Genomic DNA, 13154 nt, shown 5'->3' with positions numbered 1-13154 from the left:
ACGGGCGGACCTTTCGTCTTGGTGCGGAAAAGGGAGGCGCGCCGCTTTACCCCGGCGTCCCGGCGGGTTCTATACGAAATCTGGAGGAAATGATGGCCGACGCCACCACAGCCGCGCGCGACAGGATCGACCGGGCCCTCGCCTTGCTGGAACGCAAGGTGCTGGAGCTGAAGGCGCGTCCCGCGTCTGCGCCGCACATGGCCGACGACGACCTGTTCGCCATCCCCACGCCTGCCGGTCCCGACGAGCACCGCCGCATCGCCGAGCTGGAGGCCGCAGGCCGCGACGCCTCCGCCGCGCTTGCCGCCGCCGCCCTGGCCGTGCGCGACATCCTCGCCCGGGACGACGCCTGATGGCCACGGTCACGGTCGAGATCAACGGACGCCCCTACGCCGTGGGCTGCGCCGACGGTCAGGAGGAGCGGGTCCGTATCCTGGCGAAACAGTTCGACGTCCATGTGCGCCAGGTCGCGGGCGACGTGGGCCATGTCGGCGACATCCGCCTGTTCCTGATGGCGGCGCTAGTCCTGGCCGACGAACTCCACGAGGTACGGATAAATGCGGACAAGGGCCTCGCCACCCCCGCCGCCACGACCTCCGCCCCCGCCTCCGACAACGGCGTGGCCGAGGCCCTCAACGCCGTCGCCGCCCGCATCGAGAAGATCGCCCAGTCTTTGTAAGCCGACGTCTCCTCCCCATCGCAGATGGGGAGGTGGCAGCGAGCCTCTTCGCGAGCTGACGGAGGGGCTTTTGCCGCACGAAGAACCCCTCCGTCTCCTCCGCTACGCTTCGGATCCACCTCCCCATTCGCCAAGCGGCGAACAGGGAGGAGACGTCACGCCCATTGCTCCATCCTTCGTCAGCGCCTATCTTCCTCCACGGCGGGTCATGCTGTGGCTCTCGTCGAAGGCAACATATCCTCGCGGCCTTAATTCACTCGAAGGGATCTGCCCCTGTCTGACCTCGTGGGGTCGGGTACGCGGAGCCCACCTGGCTACCCAGGCTCGAGAGGATTCAAACCGTCCTTCACGGCTCTTACGGCGCCGCCAACCTTTCTCTTTTGTCGCGCTATCGCCCGCCGCGCGGCGGCTCACGGCTTGAGCGCGGGCTTGTTTGGGCGCTACCGCTCGCGGCTTGAGCGCGGTTGCGCGCGGGGAAGAGAGCATGAAGCGCGCCTGGTTCGGACCGAAGCGGATCGGTTGGGGGGCCTCTCCCGCAAGCTGGGAAGGCTGGACCGCAACCGGCGTCTTCATCCTGGCCATGCTGCTGACCGGCAACCTGCTGCGCAATGAGGCCTGGGTCTGGGCTCTGATGCTGGCCGAGGTCGCGATCTTCTTCGTCGTGGTCGTCCTGACCTTCGACAAGAACGCCAGGACCCACGTCTGACCCTCCCGGACAAGCCAGCCCTGCGCGCCGAAGCCCGCGCAGCCCGGCGCAGGGTGGCCTCGGCCGATCCTCTGGCGGCCGAACGCGCGGCGTCTCATTTCGCCGACCTTCCGTCCGCCGCCCTCGTCGCGGTCTATCGCGCCATGGGCTCGGAACTCGACCCGGAGCCCCTGGCCCGCGCCCTGATCTCGGCCGGGGCCGACATCTGCCTGCCCGTCGCCCTGCTGCGCGACGCCCCCCTGATCTTCCGCCGCTGGTCTCCCGGCGATCCGCTGGAACTGGATGCCGCCGGCTGTCCCGCGCCCATTTCGCTAGCCCAGGTCGTCGACCCCGACCTGATCATCACGCCCCTGCTCGCCTTCGACCCGTTCGGCGGCCGGCTGGGGCAGGGGGGCGGCTACTACGACCGGACCTTCGCGGCGCGGCCCGACGCGATCCGCATCGGCTTTGCCTATCAGGGTCAGCAAGTCGATCGCCTCCCGACCGAGCCCCATGACGGGCCCCTGCACGGCGTACTGACCGAGGCAGGCTATCGCGGTTTTGGCATATCCCATTGACATATACATCCCTGGAGCCGAAGGTCACGCCATGAACGCGCCCTTCAAGCCGCCCTATGCCAAGGCGACGGTCTTCACCTCCAATCGGTCGCAGGCTGTGCGGTTGCCCAAGGCGCTCGCCTTTCCGGACGGGGTGAAGGAACTGCGCGTTATTCCGCAGGGCAAAGGCTTGTTGCTGGTACCGATTGATGCCCTGTGGGATGACTTCTTCGATCGGCCGGGGATCGATATCCGCATCGCTGAGGACGTGATCGACAACACCGCGATCCAGTTCGACTAGGTGTATCTGCTCGACTCCGACATTTTCGTGCGCCTCCTGCGCAACAGATCACGCGAACTCGCCGCTCGGTTGAACGGGTTGGGAACGAGCCTCCACACATCGGTGGTGGTGCGTCACGAGCTCATTCATGGAGCCTTGATTTCCGATCGGCCGATGGAGCAGAAGGCGGCGGTCGATGGCGTGCTCGCGCGGGTGACGGTCCTGGACTTCAACGCGGCCGACGCCGATCATGCCGCCGACATCAAGGCTGATCTTCAGCGCCGTGGACAGATGATCGGCGCAAACGATTTGCTGATCGCCGGCCATGCCCGTAGCCGAGGGCTGATCGTTGTAACTGGCAATTTGCGTGAGTTTGGTCGCGTAGATGGCCTGCGTTGCGAAGACTGGCCCGCCGGCCCTCCAGGACCCTATCTGACATGAGACTTGCCTTCTTCGGCGACGTGATCGGCAAATCCGGTCGCGACGGCATCTCCGATCACCTCCCCGGTCTCAAGCGGGTGCTCAAGCTCGACTTCGTCGTGGTCAACGCGGAGAACGCCGCCGGCGGCTTCGGCATCACCGAGAACACGGCCAAGGAACTGTTCATGGCCGGTGCCGACTGCCTGACGCTCGGCAACCACTCGTGGGACCAGCGCGAGGCCCTGACCTATATCGTTCGCGAGCCGCGCCTGATCCGCCCGGCCAACTATCCCCGGCTGATGGACGCGCCCGGCGCCGGTGCCAACCTGTTCGAGACCGACTCAGGCCGCACCGTCCTGGTCATGAACGTCCTCGGCCGCGTCCACATGGACCCCCAGGACGACCCGTTCGGCGCCGTCGACCGCGAGCTCAACGCCGCCCCGCTCGGCCTCGTCGCCGACGCCGTCATCGTCGACATGCACGCCGAAGCCACCTCGGAAAAGATGGCCATGGGTCACTTCTGCGACGGCCGCGCCTCCCTCGTCGTCGGCACCCACACCCACGTCCCGACCGCCGACTGCCAGATCCTCCCCGGCGGCACGGCCTACCAGACGGACGCCGGCGGCTGCTGCGACTACGACTCGGTTATCGGCAACGAGAAGGAAGAGCCCCTGCGGCGCTTCACCACCCGCGTCTCCGGCGGCCGCTACAATCCCGCCAGCGGCCCGGCCACGATCTGCGGCGTCTATGTCGAGACCGACGACAAGACCGGCCTCGCCACCCGCGTCGAACCCATCCGCGTCGGCGGTCGCCTCAGCCAGCACATCCCGCAGGTCTGATCCTCAGGAGGCCGGCCTCCAGGCGCGCATCTCGGCGATCTCTCGCGTCTGGGTGTCCACGACCGCCTGGGCCATCCGCCGCACTTCGGGATCGCGGCTGCCGCGCAGGGCCACTTCCGCCATGGCCACCGCCCCCTGATGGTGGGCGATCATCTTGGCGATATAGGCCTGATCCAAGGTCTCGCCCGAGGCTGCGGCCATCAGCCGGTGCATCTCGGCCTCCGAGGCGACGAAGGCCTGGTCCCCTGCGGTCGGGCCGCTCGGCACCTGATGTGCGGAATGATCTTCCGGTCCGGACACGGCACCCTCGACCACGGTCGCCGCCTGGTTCTTGGTCGCGGTTTCGCGCATCGCCTGCTGCACCGGATCGCCGCCGCCGTCACAGGCTGCGAGCGACAGGGACAGGGCGACCAGGGCGATCAGGCGGCTGGCGATCATGGACGGCTTCCTCGGCGAATATCGATCAGAGTGCCGCAATCTGGCGTCGCTGTCGCGTCCCGCGATGTCGCGATGCCGAAGCAAGAAAAAATTCCTTCAACCGTCTTGCAGCGTGCATCGAACCTCCCGATCTGCGGGGATGGGTCTTTGACATCGGCGCGGGCGTGAATTCCCCTGGGACTCCCGAGTGGGAGGAGCCAGCTCAGATGACGCATCAAGCCACTGATTTATTGCGCTAAATCTAAACTTCGGGACTCAGTGGACTATCTGGACTCGTCTTCCGGAGTCCAGTCAGGCGTCCATAAGGCGGGCGCTGCCGGCCTCGACCACCATCGACTTGCGGGTCGACAGGGTCCCGGTCCGGTCCTGTACCTGGTCCAGCACCTTGAAGTCGGTCCGCCACTGTTCCGGTGTCACCTCGCACACGACATAGCCGCGCTGAGAATTGTTGAACTTCAGCTGCGGGTTCGCCGACTGGATCGCCGCCATGTCGGGCCGCTGATCGACCCCGTTGCCGCCGGAACTGATCGAGGTCGCGACGAACTCCGTCGCGATCGGTTCGCCCTCTGGGTTCCGCCCATCGACGTAGAGCTCGCCGGCATAGTTCTGGTGCTCGTCCCCGGTTAGGACGACGACATTGTCGATGCGCCGGTCTCTGATTTGGTTCAGCAATCGGGCGCGCGGAACGCGATACCCGGCCCAGCTGTCCGGGTTCACGCCGTAGTCGTCGCCGGGGTTTCGATCCAGGTCCATGACCATGATCTGCTGCGCCAGCGTGTTCCATTTCGCCTTGGAACGGTTGAGCCCGTCGAACAGCCAGGCCTGCTGGGCCTCGCCCAGCACCTCGGCCTCGCGGGCATTGATCGCCTCGCAGCCGGAGTTGAAGCGGTCGCCGCAAGGCTGATCCGACCGATACTGGCGCGTGTCCAGCAGATGCACGTCCAACAGGTCGCCATAGCTGGCGCGACGATACAGCTGCATCTGGGACCCGCGCGGGAAGGCCGAGCGGCGCAACGGCATATGCTCATAGAAGGCCTGCATCGCCGCGGCCCGCCGCAACAGGAAGATCTCGGCCGGCGACCCCTCCTGATCGATGTCCCCGACCCAGTTGTTGTCCATCTCGTGGTCGTCCCAGACCGCGAACCAGGCCGCCGACTGCCGCGCGGACTGCAGGTCCGGGTCCATCGTGTACTGGGCATAGCGCCGCCGGTAGTCGTCGACGGAATAGACCTCTCCGCCCTGATGGACGCGCAGGTTTTCCTGGGTCGAGGTCCCGCCATAGATGCGGTTGCCGCGCCCCTCGTAGATGTAGTCCCCGTAGAAGAAGACGAAATCCAGGTCCTCGGCCGCCATCTTGCGGTGGGCGGTATAGTAGCCGCTCTCGATGGCCTGACATCCGGCGACGCCGAACTTCACCTGGGCCAGAGGCGCCCCCGCCAGCGGCGCGGTCTTGGCCCGCCCGATGCCGGACCGTTCCGAACCGACGCGGAAGCGATAGAAATAGGGCCGGCCGGGCTCCAGCCCCTCGACCTCGACATGGACCGCGTGCCCCAGTTCTGGCCGGGCCAGCGCCTCACCGGACCGCACGATCGTCCGGAACCCGGTATCGGCCGCCACCTCCCAGGTCACGGCCACCGCCTGACGCGGCATGCCGTAGCCAGGCTCCATCGGCCGCGGCGCGATGCGCGTCCAGATCACGAAGCCGTCGGGCAGGGGATCTCCGGCCGCCACACCCAGCTGGAATGGGTTCTCGTCGAACACCGCCTGCGCCAACCCTTCGCGGGGCAGGGCGGCGGCGGCAGAACCGGCGCCGAGACCGGTCAGAAGCAGGCGGCGGGACAGGAACAGGGACATGTGGGAACTCCGAGCAGACCACTTCCCTAGCCGACGTATGTGACAATGTCCTTTTGTACGAAACCTACGCTGTCAGGAATCGTCGGGTTGTAGGGCTGAGCTCTGGTGAGTCATGTTTTGCGAAGACGGCGGGGGCTGTTTCATCAGGCTGGGGGCCACCATGAAGACCTTCATTCTTTCGGCGTCGCTCTGCGCAGATCCAGGCCTCCCCGAGGCCTCTCGCCGCGTCGATCCAAACTCATTGTCCAATCAAAGGAAGCCCGCCATGCGTATCGTAGCCCTAGCCTCGGCGATCGCCGCCGCCCTTGCGGCCACTGCAGCCGCCGCCCAGGACCCCAGCGCCACCGCAGGGTCCGGCGGCATGCGCGCCAGCGCCGGCTTCACGCCGGACCCCATCCGGGTCAGCATCTATTCGGGCGGTGGCATCGACGCTTCGCGTCTCGGCGGCGCTTGCACCGGCATGATCGCCGACGCCCCGGACTATGAGTTCACCTACACGGCCGGTTCGTTCCCGCTGAGCTTCGGCGTGGTCTCCGACGGCGACACCAGCCTTGTCATCAACGGCCCCGACGGCCGCTGGTACTGCGATGACGACTCTCAGGGCCTGAACCCCATCGTCAGCTTCGCCCGCCCCCAGAGCGGTACCTACGACGTCTGGGTCGGTGCCGTGGGCGACGGCGCGTCCTCGACCCTGCTGATCTCCGAGTCGAACTAGGCCCGTCCTTCAAGACAGACTTCGACCGGGCCGTCCGAGAGGGCGGCCTGGCTTCGTTTGTCGAAGGCTCAGGCTGCGGTCGCCGGACGACGGGTCATGTCACCCCGGCCCGCGATCAGACCGGCGACGGAAATGTCCTCGTCGATCTCTTCCCAGTGAAGGCCTTCGCCGCCATAGCCGATGCGAACGGCTTCTCTCTGAGCAGAGGTGGCGTCCAGCAAGCGAGGAAACCATGCGAGCGGCACACCGATGGTGCGGCCGTCTTCGAGATCGACCCACATCGTGTAGTCGTCGAACCAGACCTTCTTAGCTGCTGAAGTGGTCATTCCATCTCCGCTCGATCCGGTCGCGCTCCTTGCGGATAATCCACGTCAGCTCGGCCAGCGTTTTGCGACTATAGCCGCTTTCCGATGCGATCTGAACCTCAGGTCGGAGCCAGAACTTCGCTTTGCCATCCCCGCTCTCGACATGGATGTGCACAGGTTCGCGCGGGTTGCCTTCGTTCGAGAAGAAATGAAACCGGAAGCCCTTATGGCGAAAGACTTCCGGCATCGCCTCAGCCTTCGATCCAGCCGGGCATCCAGCCCTCGTGGATTTCCCGCAGGTGTCTCATCGGAATGCTGAACAGGTCGGTCGAAGCGAAGGCGTCGCCCTTGGCATGGCCCACGACCGAGGCATGCAGCCCGGCTTCGCGCGCCGCCGCCAGCACCTCTTGCGGATTCGGAACGGCCACCAGATAGCGCGCCTGGTCTTCCGCGAAGAGCAGGACATGGGCGTGGGTCGCGCTCGACGCGTCCAGCACCACGCCGCAATCCGACGCCAGCGCCAGGTCCGCCGCCGCCCCGACCAGACCGCCGTCGGACAGGTCGTGCACGCAGGTCAGACGCCCGCCCTCGATCATCTCGCGCACGAAATCGCCCGTCTTGCGCTCCAACTTCAGGTCCACCGGCGGCGGCGCCCCGTCCTCGCGGCCCAGAACCTCGCGCAGATAGATCGACGCGCCCAGTTCTCCGTTGGTCTCGCCGATCAGGACCAGGGTGTCGCCCGCTTCCATGGTGGAGAAGCCGGTCACCACGTCATAGTTGGTCAGCAGGCCGACGGCCCCAACCGTCGGCGTAGGCGGGATCGCGACCCCATTGGTCTCGTTGTACAGGCTGACGTTCCCGCTCACGACCGGGAAGTCCAGCTCGCGGCAGGCCTCGGCCATGCCGTCGATGGCGCGCACGATCTGGCCCATGATCTCGGGCCGTTGCGGGTTGCCGAAGTTCAGGTTGTCGGTGATGGCGATGGGCAGGGACCCCACGGCCGTCAGATTGCGCCACGCCTCGGCCACGGCCTGTTTTCCGCCCTCATAGGGGTCGTTCTGCACATAGCGCGGGGTGCAGTCCGACGTCACGGCCAGACCCTTGTCCGTGCCATGCACGCGCACCACGCCCGCATCGGCACCGGTCGCCGAGTCCTGCAGGGTGTCGGCCATGACGTGGCGATCGTACTGCTCCCAGATCCAGCGCTTGGACGCCATGTCGGGACAGGTCAGCACCTTCAGCACCGCGTCCTCCCAGACGGTCGGCGCAGGCACCTCACCCGGCGACAGGCGCGGATGCAGTTCCGGCTGGACCCACGGACGATCATAGAGAGGCGCATCGTCGAACAGGGGCGCCAGCGGCACGTCGCAGACGACCTCGCCGTGGTGGTTCAGGATCAGTCGACCGGTCTCGGTGGTCACGCCGATGACGGCGGCGTCCAGCCCCCATTTCTCGAAGATGCGGTATCCGTCCTGCTCGCGGCCCGGCTTCAGCACCGCCAGCATCCGCTCCTGCGATTCCGACAGCATCATCTCATAGGCGGACATGCCGGTTTCGCGCTGAGGAACGGCATCCATGTTGAGTTCGATGCCCACGCCGCCCTTGCCGGCCATCTCGACCGACGAGGACGTCAGCCCTGCTGCGCCCATGTCCTGGATCGCCGCGACGGCGCCCGAGGCCATCAGCTCCAGCGTCGCTTCGATCAACAGCTTCTCAGCGAACGGGTCGCCGACCTGGACGGTGGGGCGCTTGGATTCCGATTCGTCGTCGAACTCGGTCGAGGACATGGTCGCGCCATGGATGCCGTCGCGGCCGGTCTTGGAGCCGAAATAGACCACGGACATGTTCGGCCCCGGCGCGGCCGAGTAGAAGATGGCGTCCGCCTTCGCCAGGCCCACGCACATGGCGTTGACCAGGATGTTGCCGTTGTAGCCCGAGTGGAAGTTGGTCTCGCCCGCCACCGTCGGCACGCCGACGCAGTTGCCGTAACCGCCGATGCCCGAGACCACGCCCTTCACAAGGCGCTTTGTCTTTTCATGTCCCACGTCGCCGAATCGCAGGGCGTTCAGCAGGGCCACGGGCCGCGCGCCCATGGTGAAGACGTCGCGCATGATCCCGCCCACGCCCGTCGCCGCGCCCTGATAGGGTTCGATGAAGGACGGGTGGTTGTGGCTCTCCATCTTGAAGATGCAGGCGTCGCCGTCGTCGATGTCGATGACGCCCGCGTTCTCCCCCGGGCCGCAGATCACGCGGGGGCCGGTGGTCGGGAACTTGCCCAGGTGGAGCTTCGACGACTTGTAGGAGCAGTGCTCCGACCACATCACCGAAAACACGCCCAGTTCCAACTGGTTCGGCTCGCGCCCCAACCGGTCGAGGACGACCTGGTATTCTGCGGGGTTCAGGCCGTATTCGGCGGCCAGTTCGGCGATGGTCTTTTCGGGAGCGCTCATGGCGCGCCTCTTAGCCGTGATCGGCCCGACTGTCAGCCCGCCCGACTGGAACGGTTGTCCGCGCGGATCGCTGTTCTTGAGCAACGCTTCACAGGAGCCCGCCATGACCGACCTCCCCATCGATCCCGCCGCCACCCCCGAAGACCCGGACGCTCCCGAGATCGCCGCCGATGACGTCGGTGCGTCCGGTCTGGCCGAACGGATCGGCCGTCATGCCGAGAACCACATCGACCTGGCTGACGTCGCCGAGGAAGAAGAGGGCCTGGACGGCGAGGGGGTCTGACCCCCTCTACCTCTTGGGCCGCAGCCCGAAGGTGATCACGAGGCTACCGCCCAGCACGACCAGCGACGCCGCCAGTGCGCCGAAGGCCAGCACGGCGTTCCCCTTGGCCTGCTCGGCGACGAACACGCCCAGCAGGCCCCAGGCGATCGGCAGGGGATAGGCCAGAATCCGCGTCCGCCATGTAACCAGCAGACCCATGCCCGCCGCCGCCACGACAGCGATCAGAGCCCATGCGGTCGGGGGCAGGACGCTCGGCAGGTCGCCGTTCCCTGTCGCCACGGTCAGCAGATTGACCGGAGCCGCCACCGTCAGCCACCCGGCGAGGGCCGCCAGCGGCCAGACCGTCATCCAGCGGTCCCGATCCCTGTTCGACAGCGCGCGGATGGCGTCCGCTCTCTGCAGCAGCGGAATCAGCAGGACGATCAGCGACCCGAAGATCAGTACGGTGGTTCCAACCTCCAGATCCCAGGCCGCCGCCAGGATCCACCAGCCGATGCCCAGCAGCGCCAGCAGCGACGGCCAGCCGAACGCCCGCAGCATCTCGGTCTCATGCGTTTTCGGCAGCAACTGCCGCACCGCATAGACGACCAGCCCAAGATAGATCGGCCCCCAGATCGCAAAGGCCCAGCCGACGACCTTCAGCGTCGCGTCGCTGTCGGCGGCGAACTCAGCCGGCGATTGCCCCAGGTTCACCAACTGCTGCAGTTGGCCGATCACCACGGCGAAGACCATGGCGGCGAAGACGACGAGGCGGCGCGTCGATCGCATGTCCGTCGTGGAAGCGGACTGTCCGCCGTTCAGTGAAGTGCTCATGTCCGACACTACGCATACGGCAGCGCTTGGTTCACTGGAACCGCGAGACCCTTTGCTCGCTTGATCTTCGACAGTCACAGGAGACACTCATGACCGACCCGACCAAGACGCCCAAAGAGACCCCGCACTTCGAAACCGACGAAGTCGACGCCAACCTGGCCATCGAACAGGGACTGGGCGTCGGCGCCCGCGAACTGGCCGCCCAGCGCGATCCCGGCGGCGTCGTCACCGAAGATGTCGAACCCGGAATGGAAGAGGATGATGTCGACGGCGTGATCGAACGGGACACCTCCGTCCTCGGCTCGCCAGACGCCGCCTAGGCCTTGATGCGCGCCGGGTTGCCGACTGCGGTCGCGCCCGGCGGCACATCACGCGTGACCACGGCGCCGGCCCCGATCAGGGCGCCGTCGCCGATGGTGACGCCCGGCAGGATGATGGCCCCGCCGCCGATCCAGACGTCCTTGCCGATCGTGATGGGTCGCCCGAATTCGATCCCTTTCGCCCGCTCGACGGGATCGCGCGGATGATCGGCGGTCAGGATCTGCACCCCAGGTCCGATCGCCGTCCGTTCGCCGATCACCACCCGGCAGACATCCAGGATCACACAGTTGAAGTTCAGGAACACGCCGTCGCCCAGGACGATGTTCGACCCATAGTCGACGTGGAACGGGGCGCGGATCACGGCCCCCTTGCCCACGGACTCAAGTCGTTCGACCAATAGGGCGTGGCGCTCGGCCGGGCTGGCGGCGAAGGCGGCGTTGAACCGGACCATCCAGTGTTTGGCCGCCGTGTGATCGGCCTGAAGCTCGGCGTCGCCGGGGTCGTAAGCCTCCCCCGCCAGCATCTTCTGCTTTTCGGTGCGCAGGCTCACGCCGCCGCGTAGATCGACCGGAACAGGGTCGCGCCGTCGGCCGAACCCAGCTCAGCCTCGAAGGCACGGTCGGGGTGGGGCATCATCCCCAGCACATTGCCGCGCGCGTTCTGGATCCCGGCGATATTGGAGACCGAGCCGTTCGGATTGTCGACGTAGCGGAACACCACCTGACCCTCGCCCTCGATCCGGGCCAGGGTCTCGGCGTCTGCGAAATAGTTTCCGTCGCCATTGCCCTGGGTCATGATCACCTCGCGCTGGCCCTGATAGCCGGCGGTGAAACGCGTCTGGCCGTTGGTCACTTCCAGCGAGATCGGCTTGCAGACGTATTTGAGGCCCGCGTTCCGCAGCAGAGCGCCCGGCAGCATCCCGGCCTCGCACAGGATCTGGAAACCGTTGCAGATGCCGACCACGACGACACCGTCGTCCGCAGCCTTTTTCACGGCCTGCATCACCGGCGACTGCACCGCCATCGCTCCGCAACGCAGGTAGTCGCCGTAGGAAAACCCGCCCGGCAGGACGATCAGGTCGAGGCCCGAAGGCAGTTCGGTCTCCTGGTGCCAGACCATCTCGACGCGTTCGTTGGTCGACCGCTCGATGGCGACCTTGCAGTCCCGATCACAGTTGGAACCGGGGAAGACGATGACGGCTGCGCTCATGGGCGGGGCCTCTAGCAGGGTTCGGAAGAAATGTCAGGCCGCCGCGACAGGCTTGCGTCGATCCCACGCCGCCCAGACCCAGACGACCAGTCCACCCAGCGTCAGCGCCACCGCCACCCAGGCCGCCGAGGCCCAGCCGAGCCCGGCCGCGATCGCCGTCCCCGCCAGGAACGGCCCCAGGGCATTGGCCGTGTTGAACGCCGAATGGTTCAGCGCCGCCGCCAGGGTCTGCGCCTCGCCCGCCACATCCATCAGCCGCGTCTGGAGGATGGATCCCAGGCCGCCGCCCGCGCCGATGCACAACACCACGAGCAGCATCGACCACAGATGCTGTGACGCCAGCGGATAGAGGGCCAGGGCGATCGCGCTCCAGATCAGCAGCCCCGCCGCCGCCTTGAAGCCGAACTTGTCGCCGGCCCAGGCGCCCAGGATATTGCCGCTGAACATGCCGACGCCGAACACGGCGAAGACCCAGGGCAGGACGTCCGGCCCAACGCCCGTAACCTCGCGCAGAGTGGACGCCAGAAAGGCATAGACCGCGAACATCCCGCCGAAACCGATGGCGCTGACCCCCAGCGTCAACCACACCTGCCGGTTCTTCAGGGCCGCCAGTTCGCGCATCGGGCTGGCGTCGACATGGGCCGGATCGCGCGGCGCGAACAGGGCGACCAGGGTCATGGTGACGACGGCCAGAACCCCGACGATGCCGAAGGTCCAGCGCCAGCCATAGGTCTGGCTGATGATGTTCACGACCGGCACGCCCAGCACTGTCGCGACCGTCAGCCCCATCAGGACGGTGGAGACCGCTCGCGTCCGGAACCTCAACGGCACGGTCGATGCCGCCACCAGCGCCGCTACCCCGAAATAGGCCCCGTGCGGCAGGCCGCTGAGGAAGCGGAACACCAGCATGGTCTCGAAGTTCGGCGACAGGGCGCTCAGCGTATTGCCGACCGCGAACATCGCCATCAGCCCGATCAGCAGGATCCAGCGCGGCAGTCTCGCCCCGAACGCCGCCAGCACCGGAGCCCCGACCACCACACCGGCCGCATAGGCGCTGATCGCATGCCCGGCCGTCGGCTCGTCCACGCCCAGACCCGCCGCGAAGTCGGGCAGGATGCTCATGGCCGCGAACTCGGCCACGCCGATGGCGAAACCGCCCATGGCCAGTGCGGTCAGCACCAGGGCGACGGCCCCTGGTCCGCGCAAGGTCGCCTCGGGCGCGCAGGCGTCGATGCAGGGCGTGTCTGTCGTCATGGCGGTCCTGCAGGCAGCGTAATTGCTGCACTGCAAAATAGGTGATCGCCGA

19 protein-coding genes are annotated in these 13154 nt (G+C 66.8%); 10 read left to right on the top strand and 9 right to left on the bottom strand.

Annotated features, from left to right (window positions below):
- The first annotated feature begins 92 nt into the window (after positions 1–92).
- The 7 genes from ACW171_RS08095 to ACW171_RS08065 all read left to right on the top strand — a co-directional run bounded on the left by ACW171_RS08095 (position 93) and on the right by ACW171_RS08065 (position 3460).
- Positions 93–353, top strand: a complete 261-nt coding sequence (locus ACW171_RS08095; protein ID WP_492096562.1) for a hypothetical protein — start codon at positions 93–95, stop codon at positions 351–353.
- Positions 353–679, top strand: coding sequence for a cell division protein ZapA (locus tag ACW171_RS08090; protein ID WP_492096561.1), 327 nt, complete (start codon positions 353–355; stop codon positions 677–679). Before ACW171_RS08095 ends, ACW171_RS08090 begins: the two co-directional genes overlap by 1 nt.
- 484 nt (positions 680–1163) lie before the next feature.
- Entirely contained in the window at positions 1164–1385 is a 222-nt protein-coding gene (locus ACW171_RS08085; protein WP_492096560.1) for a hypothetical protein, read from the top strand.
- Positions 1382–1942 (top strand): 5-formyltetrahydrofolate cyclo-ligase, encoded by a 561-nt coding sequence (locus ACW171_RS08080; protein WP_492096606.1) that lies wholly within the window; start codon positions 1382–1384, stop codon positions 1940–1942. Before ACW171_RS08085 ends, ACW171_RS08080 begins: the two co-directional genes overlap by 4 nt.
- 31 nt (positions 1943–1973) lie before the next feature.
- Positions 1974–2222 (top strand): type II toxin-antitoxin system VapB family antitoxin, encoded by a 249-nt coding sequence (gene vapB / locus ACW171_RS08075; protein ID WP_492096559.1) that lies wholly within the window; start codon positions 1974–1976, stop codon positions 2220–2222.
- Positions 2223–2642, top strand: a complete 420-nt coding sequence (locus tag ACW171_RS08070) for a PIN domain-containing protein (RefSeq protein ID WP_492096558.1) — start codon at positions 2223–2225, stop codon at positions 2640–2642. It begins immediately after the preceding gene.
- Positions 2639–3460 (top strand): TIGR00282 family metallophosphoesterase, encoded by an 822-nt coding sequence (locus ACW171_RS08065; RefSeq protein ID WP_492096557.1) that lies wholly within the window; start codon positions 2639–2641, stop codon positions 3458–3460. Before ACW171_RS08070 ends, ACW171_RS08065 begins: the two co-directional genes overlap by 4 nt.
- Before the next feature lie 3 nt (positions 3461–3463).
- Here the strand turns inward: ACW171_RS08065 and ACW171_RS08060 are convergent, their stop codons facing one another.
- Both ACW171_RS08060 and ACW171_RS08055 read right to left on the bottom strand, forming a co-directional pair.
- Positions 3464–3898 carry a DUF305 domain-containing protein gene (locus ACW171_RS08060; protein WP_492096556.1) on the bottom strand — a complete coding sequence of 145 codons (435 nt, stop codon included), beginning with the start codon at positions 3896–3898 and terminating at the stop codon, positions 3464–3466.
- Positions 3899–4189: 291 nt separating this feature from the next.
- Positions 4190–5752 carry an alkaline phosphatase D family protein gene (locus tag ACW171_RS08055; protein WP_492096555.1) on the bottom strand — a complete coding sequence of 521 codons (1563 nt, stop codon included), beginning with the start codon at positions 5750–5752 and terminating at the stop codon, positions 4190–4192.
- A gap of 265 nt (positions 5753–6017) precedes the next feature.
- On the opposite strand from ACW171_RS08055, the gene ACW171_RS08050 reads away from it, so the two are divergent.
- The gene (locus tag ACW171_RS08050) at positions 6018–6467 is read left to right on the top strand and encodes a peptidase S1 (RefSeq protein WP_492096554.1); all 450 of its coding nucleotides are present in this window, start codon (positions 6018–6020) and stop codon (positions 6465–6467) included.
- Positions 6468–6535: 68 nt separating this feature from the next.
- On the opposite strand, the gene ACW171_RS08045 is transcribed toward ACW171_RS08050, so the two are convergent.
- From ACW171_RS08045 to purL, 3 genes are read right to left on the bottom strand one after another with little or no spacing between them, the layout of a single operon-like run.
- Complete coding sequence (locus ACW171_RS08045) at positions 6536–6793, bottom strand: DUF2442 domain-containing protein (RefSeq protein ID WP_492096553.1); 258 nt, start codon at positions 6791–6793, stop codon at positions 6536–6538.
- The gene (locus ACW171_RS08040) at positions 6774–7019 is read right to left on the bottom strand and encodes a DUF4160 domain-containing protein (RefSeq protein WP_492096552.1); all 246 of its coding nucleotides are present in this window, start codon (positions 7017–7019) and stop codon (positions 6774–6776) included. Before ACW171_RS08040 ends, ACW171_RS08045 begins: the two co-directional genes overlap by 20 nt.
- A 4-nt stretch (positions 7020–7023) precedes the next feature.
- Positions 7024–9222 (bottom strand): phosphoribosylformylglycinamidine synthase subunit PurL, encoded by a 2199-nt coding sequence (gene purL, locus ACW171_RS08035; protein ID WP_492096551.1) that lies wholly within the window; start codon positions 9220–9222, stop codon positions 7024–7026.
- A 103-nt stretch (positions 9223–9325) separates the two neighbouring features.
- Here purL and ACW171_RS08030 point away from each other — a divergent pair, with 103 nt between their 5' ends.
- Positions 9326–9505, top strand: coding sequence for a hypothetical protein (locus ACW171_RS08030; protein ID WP_492096550.1), 180 nt, complete (start codon positions 9326–9328; stop codon positions 9503–9505).
- Between the two features lie 6 nt (positions 9506–9511).
- Here ACW171_RS08030 and ACW171_RS08025 read toward each other — a convergent pair whose 3' ends face one another.
- Positions 9512–10318 carry a TspO-related membrane protein gene (locus tag ACW171_RS08025; RefSeq protein ID WP_492096549.1) on the bottom strand — a complete coding sequence of 269 codons (807 nt, stop codon included), beginning with the start codon at positions 10316–10318 and terminating at the stop codon, positions 9512–9514.
- A gap of 89 nt (positions 10319–10407) precedes the next feature.
- Here ACW171_RS08025 and ACW171_RS08020 point away from each other — a divergent pair, with 89 nt between their 5' ends.
- Positions 10408–10638 (top strand): hypothetical protein, encoded by a 231-nt coding sequence (locus ACW171_RS08020; RefSeq protein WP_492096548.1) that lies wholly within the window; start codon positions 10408–10410, stop codon positions 10636–10638.
- Here ACW171_RS08020 and ACW171_RS08015 read toward each other — a convergent pair.
- Genes ACW171_RS08015 through ACW171_RS08005 form a run of 3 tightly spaced genes read right to left on the bottom strand, consistent with a single transcriptional unit; the run spans position 10635 to position 13102 of the window.
- Positions 10635–11189, bottom strand: coding sequence for a sugar O-acetyltransferase (locus tag ACW171_RS08015; protein ID WP_492096547.1), 555 nt, complete (start codon positions 11187–11189; stop codon positions 10635–10637). The two genes, ACW171_RS08020 and ACW171_RS08015, sit on opposite strands and share 4 nt — an antisense overlap.
- Positions 11186–11848, bottom strand: coding sequence for a phosphoribosylformylglycinamidine synthase subunit PurQ (gene purQ / locus ACW171_RS08010; protein ID WP_492096546.1), 663 nt, complete (start codon positions 11846–11848; stop codon positions 11186–11188). The genes ACW171_RS08015 and purQ overlap by 4 nt, the downstream gene beginning before the upstream one ends.
- Before the next feature lie 33 nt (positions 11849–11881).
- On the bottom strand, positions 11882–13102 hold the full coding sequence (locus ACW171_RS08005) for an MFS transporter (RefSeq protein WP_492096545.1): 1221 nt from the start codon (positions 13100–13102) through the stop codon (positions 11882–11884).
- Between the last annotated feature and the right edge of the window lie 52 nt (positions 13103–13154).

The sequence above is a fragment of the Brevundimonas sp. FV1ye28 genome (assembly GCF_058681135.1).
The sequence above is the reverse complement of the archived record's forward strand: the minus strand, read 5'-3'. Positions and strand labels throughout refer to the sequence as shown.